We start from the raw sequence: 21,317 nt of genomic DNA, 5'->3' as shown, positions 1-21,317 counted from the left end.
AAAATACAGCCTGTTATTACCATAAGCTACAATAATATTAATTTTAGATAATCAACGGCACGTTTGCTGACAATAATGAGCAAAGGGTTACTATAGGCCTGTCTTTTTTTTAGCAGGAAAGTAAAATGAAAAAAACAAAAGGGTTGATAATTGTTGCCCTTGCTTTCACCCTGGCGTCATGTGCTTCAATTCCTGAGAATATCAAAGGTAATAATCAACCAGATATACAAAAAAACTTTATCTCCGTGCATAACCAACCGGGATTATATACCGGTCAGCAGGCCCGCTTTGGGGGTAAAGTTATCAATGTGATTAACACCAAAACGGATACATTACTGGAAATCGCCGTTCTGCCACTGAACAACTATGCTAAACCGCAAATAGACGCGAGCTATCAGGGGCGTATTCTTGCCCAGCAGAAAGGTTTTCTCGATCCGGTAAACTACAGAAACCATTTCGTTACTATTTTGGGGACAATTCAAGGAGATGAACCAGGATTCATCAACAAAGTCCCGTACAACTTTGTTAAAGTTGATTTACAAGGCATTCAAGTTTGGCATTTAACGGAGTCAGTCAACACCACCTATAATATGTGGGATTACGGCTATGGCGCGTTCTGGCCTGAAGCCATGTGGGGCGCCCCCTATTACGCTAATACAGTAACTCAGGTAACTCCGGAGCTAGTGAAATAATCTCTGTAGTAAGATGGCGCGAATATATACCGGAGTCGGGTACTGACAAACGCTCACCACATCACCCCGCGTTTACCTTATTGCGCCATCCTGCTTTATGAGATCCTTCGCTTAGCACGCATTCTTCCTGTTACATATAATTTTACCCGCTAACACTTGAGCGAAAAAATGGGCTTTAGCCATCTCATGCCTGAGCATCTTTTGTTATTTACCGATAACTCTCCCACCCTGCCTGTAATAAAAGAACATTGGTGTTTACGATTTATTCAGGGATTACTATGAACAGAAAATGCTTACTGTTGATACCATTATTTTTTAGTAGCGTCATCATCACCGCCTGCGATAATAAACCTGCAGTAAAAACCACCGCGATGGAGCCCGAGGTCGGCGTTGTTACCTTAGAGCCCTCTTCAGTGAATATTAAAAGTGAACTTCCAGGTCGCGCGGTTTCATTCGAGATCGCCGAAATCCGCCCTCAGGTTGGTGGGATCATCATAAAACGCAACTTTATTGAAGGTGATAAAGTCAGCAAAGGAGAGTCACTGTATCAAATTGATCCAGCCCCGCTGCAGGCACGACTGGATTCAGCCAAAGGCGCGCTGGCAAAGGCACTGGCGACGGCCAATAATGTGCGTCTGACATTAAATCGGCAGTCAGCGTTAATAAAATCCAATTACGTCAGCCGCCAGGACTACGACACGACACGCTCACAGCTTAATGAAGCAGAAGCCAATGTCGCCGTCGCCAAAGCGGATCTTGAGCAGGCCACCATCAACCTTCGTTACGCTAATGTCACCTCACCGATTGATGGCATCAGCGGTAAATCCTCCGTAACCGTGGGTGCCCTGGTCACCGCAAATCAGGAAAACGCGCTGGTCACCGTTCAGCGGCTGGATCCGATTTATGTTGATTTAACACAGTCAGTACAAGATTTCTTACGCCTGAAAGAAGAGAAAGCCAACGGCAAAATTGCCCAGCAACAAGGCAAAATTCCTGTTGAGCTGATGCTGGAAAACGGCAAACCCTATCGCCATACCGGTACGCTTGAGTTTTCCGATCCCGCCGTCGATGAGACCACCGGATCGGTGACTTTGCGCGCCGTGTTCCCCAATCCTGAAGGTGAAATTTTACCCGGCATGTATGTCACGGCGTTGCTGGACGAAGGCAGCCAGCAGAATGTTTTGATGGTCCCCCAACAAGGGATTACGCATAACGAACAAGGAAAAGCCACCGCGCTGATCCTTGACCAGCAAAACGTGGTGCAACTGCGCGAAATAAACGCCGTGAAGGCCGTTGGCAATCAATGGCTGGTGACCGCAGGATTACGCCCCGGCGATCGGGTCATTGTGTCCGGATTACAAAGAATTCGTCCGGGAATCAAAGCCCGGGTCCTCCCTTCAAAACTGACCACTCCTGACGCGGGAACTGAACAGTAATATTTCAGGTATTAAGGACACTTTCTTCATGGCCAACTTTTTTATTGAGCGCCCGGTTTTCGCCTGGGTGCTCGCCATTATCATGATGTTTACGGGCGGTATCGCGATAATGAACCTGCCGATCGCCCAGTATCCACAAATTGCTCCCCCAACCATTACCATCAGCGCTGCCTACCCAGGGGCAGACGCAAAGACCGTTGAAGACTCCGTGACTCAGGTGATTGAACAGAACATGAATGGTCTTGATGGCCTGATGTATATGTCATCCACCAGCGATGCGGCAGGTAATGCGTCGATTATCCTGACCTTCAAAACGGGCACGTCACCCGATATTGCGCAGGTTCAGGTACAGAATAAACTGCAGCTGGCGATGCCTTCTTTACCGCAGGAAGTACAGCAGCAAGGGATCAGTGTTGATAAATCCAGCAGCAATATTTTGATGGTCGCCGGCTTTATCTCTGATAATAACAGCCTGAGCCAATATGATATTGCCGACTATGTGGCCTCGAACATCAAAGACCCAATAAGCCGCACTGCCGGGGTGGGGAGCGTACAGTTATTCGGTTCGCAATACGCCATGCGTATCTGGCTGGATCCGCAAAAGCTCGACAAGTATAACCTCACACCTCAGGACGTCATTACCCAGCTCAAAGTTCAGAACAACCAGATATCGGGCGGGCAGTTGGGAGGCATGCCTCAGTCAGCCGATCAGCAGCTAAATGCGTCGATAATCGTCCAGACGCGCCTGCAAACTACCGATGAATTTGGCAAGATCTTCCTTAAAGTTCAGCAAGATGGCTCCCAGGTTCTGCTGCGCGATGTCGCGCGAATTGAGCTGGGTGCGGAAAATTATGCAACGGTTGCACGCTACAACGGAAAACCCGCCGCCGGGATTGCAATTAAACTTGCCGCTGGCGCAAATGCCCTGGAAACATCCCAGGCAGTCAAACAGGAGCTGAACAGATTATCGGCCTGGTTTCCGGCCAGCATGAAAACCGTTTATCCCTATGACACCACTCCGTTTATCGAAATTTCGATTCAGGGGGTTTTTCATACTTTGATTGAGGCAATCATTCTGGTATTCCTCGTCATGTATCTGTTTTTGCAAAGTTTCCGCGCAACGCTTATTCCCACAATCGCCGTTCCGGTAGTGATCCTTGGCACCTTTGCGATACTCGACGTCGCGGGTTTTTCGATTAATACGCTCACGATGTTTGGCATGGTGCTGGCGATAGGGTTGCTAGTCGATGATGCCATTGTGGTGGTTGAGAACGTAGAACGCATTATTGCCGAAGAACACTTGTCACCAAAAGCGGCGACCCACAAAGCGATGGGCCAGTTGCAGAGAGCGCTGGTCGGTATTGCCGTTGTGTTATCCGCCGTATTTATGCCGATGGCATTTATGAGCGGAGCAACCGGTGAAATTTTCCGCCAGTTTTCTATCACTTTAATCTCCTCCATGCTGCTGTCGGTGTTTGTGGCGATGAGCCTGACGCCAGCACTCTGCGCCATGCTGTTGAAATCCCACGAGGGAGAAAAAGCAAACACACATTTTCTGTTTACCCGTTTCAATCACTTCATGGAGAAATGTACTCAGCACTACACGGACAGCACCCGTAAACTGCTACGTTGCACAGGCCGTTATATGGTCGTGTACTTAGTGATTGGCGCGGGCATGATTGTGCTGTTTCTACGTACCCCGACCTCCTTTTTGCCTGAAGAAGACCAGGGGGTATTCATGACCACCGCGCAATTGCCTTCGGGCTCAACGATGGTGAACACCAGCAAAGTGCTCGGGGAAATAACGGATTACTACCTGACGAAAGAACAGAAAAATGTCGCTTCGGTTTTCACCGTAGGCGGATTTGGTTTTAGCGGCCAGGGGCAAAACAACGGTCTGGCGTTTATCAGCCTGAAACCGTGGTCAGAACGCGTTGGTGAAGAAAACTCAGTTACCGCCATTATTCGACGGGCGATGATGGCCTTAAGCACCATCAATAATGCCGTCGTTTATCCGTTTAATTTACCCGCTGTTGCAGAACTGGGAACGGCTTCAGGTTTTGACATGGAGCTGCTGGATAACGGTAACCTTGGGCATGAAAAAATGATGCAGGCCCGAAACGAGCTTCTGGCGCTGGCCAACCAGTCGTCCGGTGAGGTCGACGGGGTGCGCCCGAATGGTCTGGAAGATACACCGATGTTCCGCATTCATGTTAACGCCACGAAGGCAGAAGCCATGGGCGTTGCATTATCGGATATCAATCAGACCATCTCCACGGCGTTCGGTAGTCGCTATGTCAATGATTTCCTGAATCAGGGACGCGTTAAAAAAGTGTATGTCCAGGCCGATACGCCGTTCCGTATGTTGCCGGATAATATTAATCACTGGTACGTACGTAATGCCTCCGGCGCTATGACGCCGCTTTCGGCCTACTCATCCACCGAATGGACCTACGGTTCTCCCCGCCTTGAACGCTACAACGGTCAACCTGCAATGGAAATTCTGGGCCAGCCGGTCGAAGGGAAAAGCAGCGGCGATGCGATGAAATTTATGGCATCGCTGATAAATAAACTGCCCGCGGGCGTCGGATATGCCTGGACCGGTCTGTCTTATCAGGAGGCGCTGTCCACAAACCAGGCACCAATGCTGTACGGCATTTCGCTGATCGTCGTGTTTCTGGCACTGGCGGCACTGTATGAAAGCTGGTCGATACCGTTCTCGGTAATGCTGGTTGTGCCAATCGGGGTGGTCGGCGCTTTGCTGGCGACCGACTTGCGCGGCCTGAGCAATGATGTTTACTTCCAGGTAGGCCTGCTCACCACCATGGGGCTCTCGGCTAAAAACGCCATTCTGATCGTCGAGTTCGCCGTCGAGATCATGCAAAAGGAAGGAAAAACGCCGCTTGAAGCCGCAGTAGAGGCCGCGCAAATGCGCTTACGCCCTATTTTGATGACGTCACTGGCCTTTATCTTAGGGGTTATCCCTCTGGCAATAAGCAACGGCGCGGGCTCTGGCGCGCAAAATGCCGTCGGTACGGGTGTTATTGGTGGGATGCTGGCCGCGACAGTGCTGGCGATCTACTTTGTTCCGCTGTTCTTTGTTCTCGTAGAAAACATGCTGGCGCGATTCAAAACACGGCGCTGATTCCCTGCCCTCGTACGTGATTATCCCTGGGATAAGTTTATTAAATCCCAGGGATTCTCAATGCTCTCTCAGAGAAAGGGTTCCGTTCACCTTAAGTTCTTCATTTCATTACAGCGACGATACTGTGACTACGTTAAGAGTGGCATTCTCCACCACACTTGAGTCCCTCTGCTCTGCGGGTAATCAATGCCCGGTGGCGCTTCGCTTATCAGGTCTACGGTTGTTAGCGGGCCCTGTTATCCAGCGAATTTCTCGTGGATAGCAGGGTAAACATTACGGGGATTTTTTCTTGTAGGGTAACAACTAAGGTAGGTACAGAGGTTGTCAATTCTGACTCATGCCAGGCTATCAAAACGGGTAATCAATAGTGCAGACCGGAACCCTTCAGATTTACGGCCAGCTCGCCCAATTTAGTATCAGGGTGTCGATGACACATTTTAATCATCTTCGGTACAGCGACAGTTTCCACCTCATGCAGGGGAACATAATCATCGCCTTTAAAGTCCGAATTTTTATTAACAATCACAAAGGCAATTGCTGTCATGTATTGCCGACTCATATCAACGAATTCTTTACAGGTCATATCTTGTGGCGCCGCTTCCGTTGCCTGTGTAGCTAAAGCACGGCTCATCGGCGCCATAACAGAGGTCATAAGAATAGCTGCAGAGACAATCAATTTAATATTCACAATGCGCTCCAGAAGTAGCATTAATTTTTATCGGCGAGTTTTTCAGTTTGTACCAACGACGCATTTCTGCGCAGACTGATAAAAGCCAAAGAACTAAAGATCATCTCAACGCCTATAAAGATAGAGGTAAACACATAAGAGCGGTCAGGATCCATATTCAGCCACACGGCTGCAATAAGCAGGTCAAAAATACCGATAAAAATATTCCATCCATAGCCCGGACTGCGGAACATTTTGACGCCGGAAGCAACACGAAAAATCCCGCCAAGAATAAACAGGCAGCAAAAAACCATTGCTAATGAATTCATACCTATCACAGGATTTTCGAGGAAACAGTATCCTAGCAGCAACCATGCGATAGCAAAAAAGGCATAGGTAAATTTGGCTTTCAACTGCTTTTTACCCGAGAAAAAAAGGCTGTAAATAGAATAGAAGCCACACACCAGGAACATAAAACCTGTTGCATAGCTTAAGTAAACACCTGCAGCGATTGGATAGATTAAGCAGCAGATGCCGCAAACCAACAACAGCACGGCCATGATTGTGGCGTGTCTTTTATAATGAAATAGTGTTTTTTCATTAAATGCTTTCAGGCTTTGCTGATTAAAAACAAACATATATCCTCCGTTACATAGAAACGCAATGTAACCTACTAATAAAAGAGTAATATTCACTTAATACATATCACTTACAATAAGATGATAAGACTTTCACTCCGAATTCGTATATAAGAATAAAGGAATGTCATTATCCGTATAATCCTACACGTGTCAGACGTCTGACACCTGTAAGATTAAACGCTCATTATTCTATCCTGGCTCTGATTCCACTCTTCGAAGTTATTTAATATGCTTATTTCGTTTGGTGAGATATACCAAATTTATTCAGGAGAAAGTAATGAAAAAGATTATTCTTGCAGGTCTGCTTGCAACCATGATGGGCTCAGCCCCGGTACTGGCAGCTACCACTACCACGCCGGCACAAACTGCTACCGCCAATGTACAAAAAGAAGCTGCCGATATTATGCAGGTCGCAGTACAAGGTGCAAACGCGATGCGTGATATTCAGCTTGCCCGTCTGGCCCTGTTTCATGGACAGCCTGACAGTGCTAAAAAATTAACCGATGACGCCGCTTCCCTGCTTGCGGGTGACAGCCACGACTGGGCGAAATTTGTAAAAGCTGCGCCTAAAGCCAAGATGATTGACGATCAGTACGTGATTATTAACGCTACGATTGCGCTGTCAGAAGACTATATTGCCACCCCAGCTAAAGAATCCGCTATCAATACAGCGAATGGCAAAATGGCTAAAGGCGACTGGAAAGGTGCTGTGGATACCTTGCAACTGGCGGGTATCAGCGTGCTTCAGACCCAATACCTGATGCCCCTGAATCAGACGCGTAAAGCCGTTGCCAGCGCTCAAAAACTGCTGTCTTCCGGTAAATACTATGAAGCAAACCTTGTGTTAAAGGGTGCTGAAGAAGGCATTGTGATCGATAGCGAGATGCTGGGCGCAGGCCAGTAATACTCAGCACTATGGAGTGTTGAACCAGGACTTTCTCTCCTGATCGGGTTGCTACGGCAACCCGATCAGGGGGGTTAATGGCTAATCAAACTGTTAATCTCAATCTCAATTTCCCGCATGACGGCAACAATCTTCTGTAATGCTTCATGGCGTACTGCCAGAGGAAGATCGTCATGTCGCATCGATTCAAAAGGTTCGCATAGCGTCTGAAGAGCAGTAATGCCCAGAATTTGCGCCGAACCATGCAACCGGTGAAGGGCTCGCAAAAACAGCTGGGGTTCGTCTTGCTCAACGGCTTTCTCGGCCGCCTGTAAATCGCTAAACGTTGCCTCGCGGAATGTTTCGAGTATCTCGTTCATTAATGCGCGATCGCCGCCGGTATTTTCCGTCAAGACATTGAATTTCAAATGCCGGATTGCACAAGGAGACGAATAACCGGTTTCGATTTTGCTTAATTCATGCGTCAGTGTCTGAATCGACACGGGCTTAAACAGACACAAATTCATGCCGTTTTGCAGACACCTGTCACGTGACTGTGGGAGCGCGCTGGCCGTCAGTCCCCATATTTGTAAATGAGGCTGCTGACGACGTAACGAAGCCGCAAGATCAAACCCGTCCTTCTTCGGCATATTCACATCGGTTATCAACAGGTCGTATGATTTTTTAGCCAGTTTGGCTTCGGCTTCCTCACCATCACACGCTTCATCCACGCTGTAACCAATGGCGTTCAACTGTCGCTTAAGCAGCAGGCGATTGGTCGGGTTGTCATCTGCTATCAAAATAGACAGACACGGCAGCGGCAACAGCGCACCCGGCGTGTTGCTATCCGGTACAATTGACTGGCGGGCAGTCTCAACCGGCAGCGTTATGGTAAACGTGGTTCCTTGCGCCGGGACGCTCATCAGCTCCAGCGTACCGCCCATCAGCGTCACCAGCTCTTTGCAGATAAATAATCCCAGACCAGACCCCGTTTGTTGACGCCCACAGCGCCCCTGAGCGTAGCGACGAAACAGCCCGGCCTGCTCCTCTTCGCTAATCCCGCAACCGGTATCGCTAATGGCGATGGTCAGGGTACCGTGATTCTCCCCGTCAGGTGTTAAACGGGCTGTCACATGAATGCTACCCTGCTCGGTAAACTTGAGCGCATTGCCCACCAGGTTGGTGAGAATTTGCCGCAAAGCTTGTTGATCGACAAACACCCGCTCGTTTGCCGGCAACTGGCTTACGCAAGCAAGCGTAACGCCTTTCTGTCTGGCTAAGGCATCAAAAGAGTGACACTGCAATTCAATGAGCTGCGAGAGATCCGTCCATTGAGGAACAACCTGATATTTACCAGACTCAATCTTATCAACGTCCAGAATCTTACCGATCAGCCCAAGCAGTGACTGGGCTGTCGCTGCGGTAAGAGCAATCGCCTCTTTTCGTTGTGCCGGGCTGAGTTCTGAGCTCGACAGTAATTCCAGAAAGCCCACAATCGAGCTGACAGGGGTACGTAATTCATGGCTCATGCTCGCAAGAAAGCGACTTTTGGCCTTGGTTGCTTCAATCGCTTTATTTTTTTCGGTTTCCAGTTCTTGAGACAATGCCTCTTTGAGATGAAGCTGCTCTTCCAGCTGCCGCTGTGATTGTTTTCTTTTATTTACCTCACGGGAGAGTGAGATCCCCCAGATCAGGCTAATTGCTATCAGCAACAGCGCAAACACCACCAGTTGATAGAACTGTTTGCTATACCGACTCCAGAGATCGACCTGCGTATTAGAAATTTTCGACCACTTCTCCGTCATCTGCAAAATCTCACGCGGCGGTATCGCCTGCAGCGCTTTATCCATTACTGACTTCAACATGGGCTCGTGGGGAGAAACCGCAAAGCTCACCGACGCGCCAGGCATATCCGGTAGCCTAAAAAAGTGCATGTTTTTCTGGTAGTCATGATCGACCATGAACCTTGCCGACAATTCGGTAGCAATTGCCGCGTCAACCTTGCCATCCCTGAGCATAGTCATCGCGACGCTGCCAGTATCAGCATCCACCCAGGTGGCCTGCGGGTAGCGTTGTTTCAGGTCACTTTCCAAAACATGTCCGGCGGGCAACGCAATACGGATCGGTGTATTCAGTAACGAGTCGGCCGTTTCATCGCGGGAAGTGATAATCACAAATGCCACATTCATCAGCGGATCGCTAAAGGTCGAATTGTGCTGATTTTGATTTGTCAGGGTGATAGTGGGATACATATCCCATCGTTCGCCGCTTATTTGTTTTGTCTGTTCACTTTTGGTGTTGGCTAAAACCGGCTCAAAATCAATCCCCGTTTGCAGATGAATAATATTCAGCAAATCGCCAAGAATTCCACGTAACTCACCGCTGCGATCGACAAGCGTGTAAGGCGGATAATCTGGATTGATAAGAATGCGAATAGTATGTTTCTTCTTCAGCCACGCTTTTTCCTGATCGGTAAAAGGAATAGGCGCATTCAGAAAAGCAAGGTTACCGCGGTTCAGCCAGTTCTGCATGACCTGCATATGAATTTCATTACTGATTGACGTAATGAAACCATCAAGAATATTTCTTAATACCGGCTGGTCGTCCTTCACCACAAAATAATTATATTGCTCTTGTTTATCAAAGTAGTGCGTAATAACCAGTGATTGCGAAAAATATCGGGATACACAATGACTGCTGGTGATATTGTTCCCAATATAATATTGGTTATCACCGTTCACTACCGATGCCATGGCCTGATACTCGTCGTCGTAAAATGAGACTTTAGCTTCAGGAAAAGCATCCTGGATAACATCAAGAAAAGGACAATCTCGCACACACGCGACGCTAACCGGATGCTCCGAGGTCAGCGGCAGCATGGTGTTTTTTAGCGAGGTCACAAGCGTCGGCCACGTCGTCAGTAATGCCGAAGTGCGCAATAAATGGCCGCCGACATCTTGTCGCCGGGACAGCTGAGTTATCAATGTATCTACATCGTTACTGGCAAGTGCGGTCAGCGCTTCATGCTCATTATCATACTGCTTTATAACAATTTTTATATTGAGATTCTTTTGCATTAGCGCAAGATAATCCGCGTTGACGCCCCGATAATATTCACCGCTATTTTGATAAACAATGGGGGAGACTTCCGGTAACCAGGTGCCAACAACCAAGGTTTTTTTATGCGCTAACCAGTTTGTTTCTTCCCTGTTCAAGCCGATATGTTGTACTGAGGTATTATAGTTACTTTTTAGCTCAACTTGCCGGGCTGAGCTTACACCCGTAGAAAACCCGATGGTAAATATGACCATCAAAAAAATAAACAAGCGTTCCAGCATTACTCTATCCTATTTTATTTCTTTGCGCATAATCATAAATTTCCATTAATGACGAGCAATCTAATTTCTCCATCAAACGGCTTTTATAGGTGCTTACCGTTTTATTACTGATGTTCATTTTGCTGGCAATAGTGCTGTAATCCATACCGTTAAGAATATAACGCAACACTCTCATTTCCTGGGTCGACAACGTATCAAGCTTATCCTGTTCGCTGACAGATGAGCCAGTAAAATGCTCAAGGGAAAAGGGAAAATAGCTATACCCATTTTTTGCAGCTTCGATTGCTGCAAGAATATTATTCATACCCTCTTTTTTACTCACAAATCCGTTGGCACCGTATTCGGCGCTACGTTTGCCGTAAAAAAATTCATTTTTGGCTGAAATGATAATGATTACACCAGCATAGTGCCGCTTTCGCAGTTGCTCCAGCACTTCGATGCCGCTGATGCCCGGAATATCCACATCAATAATCAGTAGCTCCGGCTTAGTTTTCTCAACGGTTTGGACCACATGCTCTCCGCTGTCGAGCTCGGTGGTTACGGTAATACCATTAGTATCGAGTAAGTTGCGGATGGCTATGCGAGCTAATGGGTGATCATCAACGATTATCGCGTTCATTGCGTATAAGAATCCCGATAAATAAAGAGAGGCGATGGCTATCGAGCAGGTGAGCCTTAAGCATTATAATTTATAAAAATAAGGCGTTATCAGGTAAATCCTAACACATTCACACGTATATTTATTAGTTTTTTATAAAAACGAAGAATAAGGCATAAATGCAACACTGTATTTTACAAATTTTAAACCTTGAGCCTATCTAAATATCAAACCATTAACACAACCAAAAGGAATATTCCTACACGCGTAGGATAAATCTCTCATTTATTATGATTCATTCTTAATGGCCGGGGTCATATAACCAGGGGGAGTTTTCATCACAACGGCAAAGGTGTATATGCAGAATAGCTATCTAAGAATCATTTTTATACCAGGTCAAATCTGGAGAAAAAGATAATAAACCTGCTGATTTGATAGTAAAACGCCCTGTGGCTCAGGAATCAGCAGAGCCACAGGAGTCAGTCATGAATCAGGCTTTACTGGGCAACGCCCCAATAGCATGGGAGCTTTTCACGGTCAGCGTAACGACGGCAGAACACAACAGCGCGGCAATCATAAAGATAAAGGCGCTGTTATAACTTCCACCACTGCTTTGGATCAGCCAGCCGATGATAGGTGCAGAAACGACTCCCGCCATCTGACCGCCAAAGTTAACGATCCCGGATGCCCGCCCCATGATGTTGCTGGGAATGGTGTCCATCAGAATGCCCCAGAATGTCGCCATGGCGAAGAACATGAACAGGGCTGAAATACACTGATAAACCACCGCCATATCTGCACTGCTCACGCTGAAGGTCAGGTACAGGAAACCCGCGGCAATAACGGAGGTCACGACATACAACGTTTTACGCTGGGGTTTAAATTTATCTGAGCAATAGCCGCCTAACAACGTTCCGCCTGCGCCAAACAGGAAGGGAATGGCCGCCATGACGCCGGTTTTTGCCAGAGAAAACTCACGAACGGTGATCAGGTAGCTTGGCAGCCAGGTTGAAAAGCCCCAGAAGGTGATATCAAACAAAAACCAGATACTTGCCATTTGCCAGAGCACCGGCATTTTGAGGACGTCTTTAAACGCGATACCGCTGGTGTTTTGCAGGCTTCCCTGCTCGTCAGCAGCCAGTTCCGCCAGATCCTGCTGCGTAATTGCGGGGTGATCTTTCGGATTGTCACGGGTAAATAAGTAGATCCCCGCCGCGATAAACAGACCCGGAATACCTAGCACGATAAAGACCATGTGCCAGCCAAAGGCTCCGATTATGCTTGCAGCTACCACTACCGCCAGCGCCGGGCCTAAGGTGTTTACCGTTGACTGAATCGCCGTGGCGCGACCACGCTCTTTCGACGGGAAATAGGTTGATATCATCTTCCAGGAAGCCGACGGGAAACAACCTTCACCAACACCAAAGAAGAAGCGAACGGCCAGCATTAGCGGCAGCGTCAACACGGCACCGGTTAAGCTGGTGAAAACAGACCACCAGGCAATACCGATGGCCATGATTTTGCGCGAACCAAACTTATCCGCCAGTAAACCGCCGGGAATTTGAAATGCGGCATAACCAATAAAAAAGGCGCTAATAATTAACCCTTGTTGGGTTGTATCCAGATTTAAATCTTTGCCGATATAAGGGAGCGAAACGCTCATCACCATTCTGTCGAGAAAAGAGAGCAGCCACGCCAGCCAGATCAATGTCAGGACGGTATACCTTGCTTTCCAGGTCTTTGGTTTACCTGAAGGTAAAGACGTTTGTAGGTTCATTGTGATGTCCTTAGGGTGTAGTGATCTACCGCGGCCATAAATGGTCGCGATAAATCAATGCGTGTTTAGCGTTATTTATTAATATTGTTTTCTAATAACCGTACCGCTACAGGCATAACTTTCAGTGCCATTGATTAAGGCAATGCGCCCATTAACCATGACAATTTCAATCCCTTCCGGATATTGATTGGGTTCAACAAAAGTGCCCTTATCGGCAATGGTGTTAGGATCGAACATCACAATATCCGCCGCATAACCCACTTTCAGCAGCCCACGATCCTGCAGGCCTAATACCTCAGCGGGTTTGCCAGTCATCTTACGGATTGCCGCTTCCCAGCTCAGACATCCCTCTTCACGCACATATTTACCGAGCACACGAGGGAATGCGCCAAACACGCGCGGGTGCGGTTTGCCAGCCCCCATTAAACCGTCGGTACAGACGTTTTGCTCAGGACGGCAAAGGAACTTAATCACATGCTCTTCAGTACCGTAAAAGTCGACCATCCCAACGGCGTTTTCTTCTTCAAACAGCAGATCGAAGGTGGCGTTGTACGGATCTTTTCCGCGTAGCTCGCCCAACTGAACGAGGTTAAGACCGACGGCATCCTGGTTTTTTGTCGTTTTCACGCTGGTGACAAAAATCTGGTCCAGCCCGGCAAAATCGATAAAGTTATCCCAGCCAGGAATGCCCTGCTGAATATCGTCGATCATTTTGGCGCGCAGTTCAGGCGAGGCCAGCCGCTCAAGTAATTTGTCAGTGCCACCGGAGTGGACCCACGGCGGCAGGATCACGCCGAGCATCGTGCTGCCCGCCACATACGGATACTGGTCGAAAGAGATACGAATCCCCTCTTCCTGCGCCTGTTCCAACATGCCCAGCATCTGGTCAATCAGCCCCCAGTTTTTCTTACCGCAAACCTTCATATGTGAAATATGCAGCCAGACACCGGTGGCGGTGGCGATATCAATCAGTTCCTGCGTTGAGTTGATAATATCGTCTGCTTCACTGCGCTGATGCACTACAAAGATCCCGTCATATTTCGCCGTCACTTTGCACAGTTCAATCATTTCGGCGGTATCGCCAAAGGCGCAAGGCATGTAGATGAGCCCAGTGGAAAGACCAAACGCCCCCGCTTGTAACTCCCGCTCAAGGATTTCGCACATCTTCGCCACATCCTCACGAGTAGAGGGGCGCCCATCCAGGCCCATGGCTTCCATGCGTACGTTGCCATGCGGAACTAAATACGCGAGGTTTGTCGCCGGATGACGCGATGCCAGCAGATTGAGGTAGCCGTCTGTGTTTTTATATTTCCAGTCTATTTTGTCGGTATCGCCATCCAGTCCGGCGATATTTTTACGCCAGGCCGGAATATATTCTTCAGGCAACGGCGCCAGGGCGACACCATCCTGCCCTAACAGCTCGGTGGTAATACCCTGACGAATTTTTGCCGACAGCGCGGGGTTAATAATGGCCGACAGGTCAGAGTGCGTATGGGTATCAATAAAACCAGGACAAATAATTTTTCCCGTTGCGTCAATAACCTGCTCATTAACGCCAACGTCAATTTGTCCGATTGCGACAATGCGTCCTTCGTCAACCATCACATCGGCAATTCTGCCTTCACTGCCCGTTCCATCGATTACATTTCCGTTTTTGAAAATGGTTTTCATCGTTATTCTCCATAGCGGTGTCGCTTCACGACACCACTTGTAAGGTAAGAGGTTGTTATCTTTCTTTTTATTGGCGATAGAGTGTCTGAATGATGCTGTAATAGCCGCTGGCCGAGCCGGTTAACTGATCAATCTCGATATATTCATCGATGGTGTGGGCCAGGTTTTCGCGTGAAGGTCCGAAGCCGATAGTTTTAATTCCCGCTTCGCCCGCATAGTGGCTGCCGTTGGTGCAAAATGAGTACTGTGTGATGGTTGGATTAAACCCGGCCTCGCGAACGCCAGCCAGAGCGGCCTGCACGAATTCGTCAGACTCGTCATACACCCAGCCCGGGAAGAAGCGCTCGCCCTCAATCGTGGCACCGGTATAGCAAGACTCCTGACCTACCGCGTAGGAGACACGGGCCTTAAACTGCGGATCCTGTGCGGTAAGTTCCGCAAGCGCATTTTCCAGTGGGGCAATAACACTTTCTTTGGTTTCACCCACCAGCAAACGACGATCGTAGGTTGCGCGACAATAATCCGGCACTACCGAAGCTCCCGGGTATGGCGAAGATTTAATGTCGGTAAGCTCCAGAATGCCAGGCCCCAGTACCGGGTGCGTGGGCGGAGTGATTGTGCGAATTTTGTCGATCAATTGCGCCATTTTGTACACCGCGTTAATGCCTGCCTGCGGGTTGGCGGAGTGCGCGGGTTTACCAAACGTTTCAACCACAATTTCAGCGCGGCCACGCTGACCAATTTTCAGGTTTAACTCGGAAGCTTCACCGATGATCACGTAGTCCGGCTTATAGCGCTCGCTGACCAGCCGGGCAGCAATACCTTCAAAGCACTCCTCATGCACAATGCAGGCAACGTAGATTTTGCCGGCAAAATTACGCTGATTGTCCTGGCCGAAAAAACCCACGGCGGAAATCATCGCCGCCACGGCACCTTTCATATCGGTTGTACCGCGACCATAAATTTTGCCATCGTCGATATCGCCGCCGTACGGGTTGCGGCTCCACTTCTCTTCGTTGACCGGCACGGTATCGATATGTCCATCGAGAACCAGCGTTTTCCCCGGCTGATTGCCGACAATGCCGCCCACAATGTTGCCGTACTTATCAACGTGGATGTCATCGAACTGGTAATGCTGCATCATTTTTTTTATGGCATTAACCACTTCCCCTTCCTGACCGGAATAACTTTTTTGTTGGATCAGCGCCTGACAGTTTTTAATGACTTCATCAATACGTTTTGCAGATAACATGGGTTTCTCCGTTATTTCTCTCAATCAGGAAATGTGTTATTTGATGCCCGGGTACTGACCGCCCCAGACAATATCCAGATATTGTTGCGGGTCGGTGTCGCCTTCGGTACTGACCAACAGCACGCGGGAATGCGCATCCAGCCCCAGTTGTTCACGCGTTTGCGCCAGTTCAGGTGAGGTCATCAGCAGCGCCAGCAGACCGGAAGTGACCGCGCCGGACTCACCAGATACGATCTGCGGATCGCCCGCCAACGGATTACCCAGCATGCGCATGCCCAGCGCTGCAACTTCATCAGGGCAGGAGGCAAATGCGTTGGCATAATCACGTAGCAGTTTCCAGCCGATGCTGTTCGCCTCACCGCAGGCGAGACCAGCCATCACGGTTTGCAAATCGCCGCCCACCGCAATTGCATCCCCCTCTTTAGAACGGGCAGAGCGGTAAAGACAATCGGCAATTAACGCTTCAGCGACGATCACTTTCGGGCGGTGTTCACCCCAGGCTGCAGCCACCATTCCCTGCACCATTCCGGCAAACGAGCCAACGCCTGCCTGAACAAAAATATGCGTCGGCGCAACCTGATGCAGCTGGTCTATCGCCTCCAGCATCAGCGTGCCGTAGCCCTGCATAATCCACTGCGGGATTTTTTCATACCCTTCCCAGGCGGTATCCTGCACCACAATCCAGCCATGCTTTTGTGCTTGTTCCGCGGTCATGCGAACCGCATCGTCATAGTTCATATCGACGATTTCAGCGGTAGCGCCTTCATTACGGATGGAGGTCAAACGCTGCTGCGAAGAGCCCTTCGGCATATAAACCACGGCGTTTTGCTTCAGTTGGCGCGCCATCCACGCCACACCGCGACCGTGGTTGCCATCGGTGGTGGTGGCAAACGTGACGGTTTGGAGATCGCGGCGTACCTCTTCGCTGGTCATCACGTCAAACGGCAGTTCACTGATATCCTTACCGATTAATTCCGCGATATGGCACGCCATCGCATAGGAGCCGCCCAGCGCTTTGAAGGCTTTCAGGCCAAAACGCTGAGACTCATCCTTGAGATAGATATTTTTAACACCCAGCTTTTGTGCAAGAGCCGGCAGCGTATATAACGGCGTCGGCGCATAATCCGGAATAGACCGATGAAAATTCAACGCTTTTACCAGTTCCTGGCGACTAAACGGTGCCAGCGGCGCGTTTGGATGTTCGGTAAACGGCGTCTGGTTGATAAAAAATGATAAGTTTTCCTGCATCATAAAACCTCATTGTTCTGGTATTTCACTCCCTGTAATAGACGTATACAGAGATATTTACGCTATCGGCATTGCCAATAGAGCAAAATGCTTACCAGTTTTTTATTAATCGAGTAAAACTTTATAAATATTTTAATAAAGGCTTTATTTTCAACCAATTAAAAAGAGATCAAGATGGGTACTGAAAAATACCACAGCGTTAGTTTATCGCCTCGTTTGATAAATTCTCACAATTGATAAATAGTGTGATCGCGGAAGATAAAATAAAAAAAACATCCAAAAACAGAGTGGTAGATTGATTTTTCGCAAATCATTTTTGCATTGATTCGCATATTTATCATCTCCCTTGAGAAATGCCACTCGCTGCCGGAGAAGTACCATGATTTCAGTACTCAGCAATATTCAGGATGATATCTGCAATTATGCCGACGCTATTTCTGGCATAACCGGAACGGATGTTGAAATCATCGATGAATCCTTAATGCGCATCGCTGGCACCGGTAAATACCGACATATGCGCAATGAAAACGTGGCAAAAAATGGCTACATCTACCACCACGTTTTGCAGGTCCGAGAAACGGTTCTTATCAAAAACCCCGGCGAACATCCGCTGTGTCAGTTATGTGAAAAACACCACTACTGTTCTGAAATGCTGGATTTGAACGCACCAATTTTTCTCAACAATCGAGTGATTGGCGTGATCGGAATTATTTGCTCAACCCAGGCGCAGCGTGACGCGTTATTGAGCCAGATTGATAAATTTGTCACTTTTATTGAGCAAATCGCGGTGATGATCTCCAGTAAGGTCTTTGAATGTCTGGAGCGTTTACGCGCGCAGGAAACCCTCGGCGCATTTCGGCGTCTGATCGATGCCATGGACCGCGGCGTTGTAGCAATTGATGGCAATGGTCTTATCTGGCATGCCAATCATTCAGCCGATCGCATTCTCAACCGCGAAGTTCAGGGATTACCGCTGACCATTGAAACAACCGGGGACAGTTTGTATGGCGATGAAGAAGCATGGCTGACGCTTGAAGGCCAGAAACACCATGTACTGTGCAAACAAATTTCGCTCTCCTCGCTGGATAACGATCGCTTAACGATGGTCATCTTTCGTGATGCGCACGACTACCTGAGTAACCTTACTCCATCCCCTTACGAGTCTGACACGCAGGTGCGGCTGATTGGTCACTCTTCCTCAATGGAGCAGCTCAGAAGCACCATTAGCAAAATTGCCAACAGCTACGCCAGCGTGCTCATCACCGGGGAAAGCGGCTCGGGTAAAGAGGTCGTGGCATTTGCCATTCACCAAAACAGCCCCCGTAAAGCCGCCCCTTTCGTGACAATCAACTGCGCGGCAATCCCCGAGCAACTACTGGAAAGCGAACTGTTTGGCTATGTACGCGGTGCATTTAGCGGTGCAGATCCCAAAGGACGAATGGGGAAATTTGAACTGGCCAACGGCGGCAGCCTGTTTCTGGATGAGATCGGCGATATGCCGCTGCACCTGCAGGCCAAGCTGCTCAGGGTGTTGCAGGAAAAAGCGATCACCCGCGTGGGTTCTAATAACATCATTAATATTGATGTGCGCATTATTGCCGCGACCAACAAAAATATTAGCGCGATGGTGGAGAATAATCAGTTTCGCGAAGACCTTTTCTATCGCCTGAATGTCGTCCCTCTGGTGCTTCCTTCCCTGCGTGAACGCAGGGCTGATATCGCCGTCCTCGCACAATACTTTGCCGATGAGTTTTCGGTCAGTTACCAGCGTTCACCGCAAAAACTGCCCGATGACGTTATTAATCGCCTTTATGCCTGGCACTGGCCGGGGAACATTCGTGAATTACGCAACGTCATCGAATACATTTTTGTGATGCGCGGAGAAGCCGCCGGGATCAACGCCAGCCATCTGCCCCCTTATTTACTCTCCCCGGCTGACAGCAGGAAAACCACGATGACCGCACAACCCCGACAGCTGGCGAACCAAGGAAAACAAGCGGAAAGGGACGCCATCGAAAATGCCATCCAGCGATTTGGTTCAAGCGTGGAGGGCAAAAAACAGGCTGCATCAGAACTGGGAGTCAGTATTGCCACGCTCTATCGAAAAATAAAACTGTATGGTTTGTGAGCCCCATTTTTTTAACAATTAAGCCCGCGTAGCGCGGGCTTTTGGTGGTTAAGTACAGGGATACTTAATCAAACACACCATTGATAACAGCGGTGACAATTGCCGTGCTCAGTGCAATCAACACCAGATTGTCGCCAACAACCTGCCATTCATAACCCGGGTAATACGGCAGTTGATTCAGCATCGAGGATGGGACACTTTTCTTAGCGATCCCCGGAGGAAGTGGTTTTCCTCGCGCCAGATTTTTGACGATGCCCGGAGGCAGTGACTTATATCCCGTCAAACCATATCTGACGGCATACTGCCTGGCCACGTTATAGCTAATATCACTATCAACATGGTCCGGCTTGCCATAATTTTTACGCTGTTCCGATTGCGAGTTGTTTTTTGGGCCTGGGTTTCCTTTCTGGCTATGGCTGCTATTACCCTTATTCCCACTATTACCATGGTTGCCGCTATTACCATTTCCGTTGCCATTACCGGGGTTAGCCGAAACGGGGATAGCGCACATCGACATCGCGGCAACGGCAACTAAAGCCGTTGCTAAAGTACGGAGCCTGGACATGATGATTCCTTAAGATATGGATACATACAAAATGTATGGTATTGCGTGAATATTGGCTATCGCTATGAATCCGATTTATTGGCAGAAAAACGCTGTCGCTTTGCAAAGTGAGCAGCTTTGATTGACCGTTTTTTAAATTAAAAACCGCCATTCCCGTTAACTCAGATCGGCAAGCGACAGGCACAGGATCTGAGTTTTTGGGAATAACTTCGCGAAAATGGAGAGAAAACGGCGTTTTTTTTCGGTTAAGCTATGTTCATGCTTTGGCGCTACCCATGGTCAGATTCACTATTCAGGAAACCACCCATAATGGCAAAAAGTACCCCGCAGCTGCCGCTCGACCCACATATGTGTCGCAGCTATGAAAAAAAGTCGCGAAGTCCGCTGGCGCTCTACTCAGAGTATCAGCGGATGGACGTCGAGCTGCGGGCTCCGCTGGCCATGACCTACAGCCACTGGCACGGTCAGGTTGAAGTGAATGTGCCGTTTGATGGCGATGTGGAGTACCTTTTCAATGACGAAGTGGTGAAAAGCAAACAGGGCTTTATCACGCTGTTCTGGGCCTGCACACCCCATCAGCTGACGGATGCCGGGCACTGTAAACAGATGGCCATCTTCAACTTACCGATGCATCTTTTTTTGTCCTGGCCGCTGGACAGGGAACTGATTAACCACGTGACGCATGGGATGGTGATTACGTCGCTTGCCTCGCAGCAGTTGAGCGCTTTTGAAGTGCAGCGTTGGCAGAGTGAACTCAACAGCAACAATGAGCAAATTCGTCAATTAGCCATTGATGAGATTGCCCTGATGCTCAAGCGATTTAGCCTCGCTGGCTGGCGGCCAGTGCTGGGTAACAAAACATCGCGCACCCAGAAAAACAGTATTTCACGGCATTCACAGTTTTACGTCAGCCAGATGCTGGAGTTTATTGCCGCAAACTGCGACAAACAGCTTACGGTCGATGCTATTGCCGAACACGTTAAGCTCAACCCAAATTATGCGATGGGCATTTTTCATCGCGTGATGCAACTAACCATGAAACAGTATATTACCGCAATGCGCATCAACCATGTGCGGGCTTTGCTTAGCGATACGGATAAAACAATTCTGGATATCGCTACAATTGCAGGTTTCCGATCCAGCAGCCGTTTTTATAGCTCATTTCATAAATACGTCGGCATGCCGCCGCAGCAATATCGCAAACTGAGCCAACAGCGCCGAAATCATTCACCTTATGCCGAGGGGTAATTTATTCGTCAAACTCACTCTTACCTTA

At 48.6% G+C, this 21,317-nt stretch carries 15 protein-coding genes; 6 read left to right on the top strand and 9 right to left on the bottom strand.

The features are described from left to right. Positions 1–125 precede the first annotated feature (125 nt). The 3 genes from HV311_RS05685 (at position 126) to HV311_RS05675 (ending at position 5,273) form a co-directional block, all read left to right on the top strand. Entirely contained in the window at positions 126–692 is a 567-nt protein-coding gene (locus HV311_RS05685; RefSeq protein ID WP_191220832.1) for a Slp family lipoprotein, read from the top strand. Between the two features lie 278 nt (positions 693–970). Beyond that, entirely contained in the window at positions 971–2,128 is a 1,158-nt protein-coding gene (locus HV311_RS05680; RefSeq protein WP_181630005.1) for an efflux RND transporter periplasmic adaptor subunit, read from the top strand. A 28-nt stretch (positions 2,129–2,156) separates the two neighbouring features. Next, a complete protein-coding gene (locus tag HV311_RS05675) occupies positions 2,157–5,273 on the top strand; it encodes an efflux RND transporter permease subunit (protein WP_016154096.1) in 3,117 nt (1,038 codons plus the stop codon). A gap of 361 nt (positions 5,274–5,634) precedes the next feature. Here HV311_RS05675 and HV311_RS05670 read toward each other — a convergent pair whose 3' ends face one another. Further along, entirely contained in the window at positions 5,635–5,982 is a 348-nt protein-coding gene (locus HV311_RS05670; protein ID WP_047414838.1) for an HdeA/HdeB family chaperone, read from the bottom strand. Beyond that, positions 5,982–6,578 carry a DUF308 domain-containing protein gene (locus tag HV311_RS05665; RefSeq protein WP_191220831.1) on the bottom strand — a complete coding sequence of 199 codons (597 nt, stop codon included), beginning with the start codon at positions 6,576–6,578 and terminating at the stop codon, positions 5,982–5,984. Before HV311_RS05665 ends, HV311_RS05670 begins: the two co-directional genes overlap by 1 nt. Before the next feature lie 280 nt (positions 6,579–6,858). Here HV311_RS05665 and HV311_RS05660 point away from each other — a divergent pair, with 280 nt between their 5' ends. Further along, positions 6,859–7,485, top strand: coding sequence for a YfdX family protein (locus HV311_RS05660; protein WP_016154099.1), 627 nt, complete (start codon positions 6,859–6,861; stop codon positions 7,483–7,485). A gap of 74 nt (positions 7,486–7,559) precedes the next feature. Here the strand turns inward: HV311_RS05660 and HV311_RS05655 are convergent, their stop codons facing one another. From HV311_RS05655 to dpaL, 6 genes are all read right to left on the bottom strand, one after another. Next, positions 7,560–10,802 (bottom strand): ATP-binding protein, encoded by a 3,243-nt coding sequence (locus tag HV311_RS05655; RefSeq protein WP_191220830.1) that lies wholly within the window; start codon positions 10,800–10,802, stop codon positions 7,560–7,562. Between the two features lie 4 nt (positions 10,803–10,806). Further along, on the bottom strand, positions 10,807–11,421 hold the full coding sequence (gene evgA, locus HV311_RS05650) for an acid-sensing system DNA-binding response regulator EvgA (protein ID WP_016157256.1): 615 nt from the start codon (positions 11,419–11,421) through the stop codon (positions 10,807–10,809). A gap of 469 nt (positions 11,422–11,890) precedes the next feature. Continuing rightward, complete coding sequence (locus tag HV311_RS05645; protein WP_047358943.1) at positions 11,891–13,177, bottom strand: MFS transporter; 1,287 nt, start codon at positions 13,175–13,177, stop codon at positions 11,891–11,893. A 78-nt stretch (positions 13,178–13,255) separates the two neighbouring features. Then, entirely contained in the window at positions 13,256–14,848 is a 1,593-nt protein-coding gene (locus tag HV311_RS05640) for an N-acyl-D-amino-acid deacylase family protein (RefSeq protein ID WP_016157258.1), read from the bottom strand. 67 nt (positions 14,849–14,915) lie between these two features. After that, entirely contained in the window at positions 14,916–16,100 is a 1,185-nt protein-coding gene (locus HV311_RS05635) for a YgeY family selenium metabolism-linked hydrolase (RefSeq protein WP_047499508.1), read from the bottom strand. A 36-nt stretch (positions 16,101–16,136) separates the two neighbouring features. Further along, positions 16,137–17,351, bottom strand: coding sequence for a diaminopropionate ammonia-lyase (gene dpaL / locus HV311_RS05630; RefSeq protein ID WP_442780720.1), 1,215 nt, complete (start codon positions 17,349–17,351; stop codon positions 16,137–16,139). 376 nt (positions 17,352–17,727) lie between these two features. On the opposite strand from dpaL, the gene HV311_RS05625 reads away from it, so the two are divergent. Next, entirely contained in the window at positions 17,728–19,476 is a 1,749-nt protein-coding gene (locus HV311_RS05625) for a sigma-54 interaction domain-containing protein (protein ID WP_191220829.1), read from the top strand. 64 nt (positions 19,477–19,540) lie between these two features. Here the strand turns inward: HV311_RS05625 and HV311_RS05620 are convergent, their stop codons facing one another. Beyond that, the gene (locus HV311_RS05620) at positions 19,541–20,041 is read right to left on the bottom strand and encodes an anti-virulence regulator CigR family protein (protein WP_191220828.1); all 501 of its coding nucleotides are present in this window, start codon (positions 20,039–20,041) and stop codon (positions 19,541–19,543) included. 309 nt (positions 20,042–20,350) lie between these two features. Between HV311_RS05620 and melR the strand changes: the two genes are divergently transcribed. Then, complete coding sequence (melR, locus tag HV311_RS05615) at positions 20,351–21,289, top strand: transcriptional regulator MelR (RefSeq protein ID WP_181633347.1); 939 nt, start codon at positions 20,351–20,353, stop codon at positions 21,287–21,289. The last annotated feature ends 28 nt before the right edge of the window (positions 21,290–21,317 follow it).

The organism is Citrobacter sp. RHBSTW-00881, from assembly GCF_013728515.1.
Taxonomy (GTDB): Bacteria; Pseudomonadota; Gammaproteobacteria; order Enterobacterales; family Enterobacteriaceae; genus Citrobacter; species Citrobacter braakii.
This window is presented reverse-complemented; position numbering and strand designations above follow the sequence as displayed.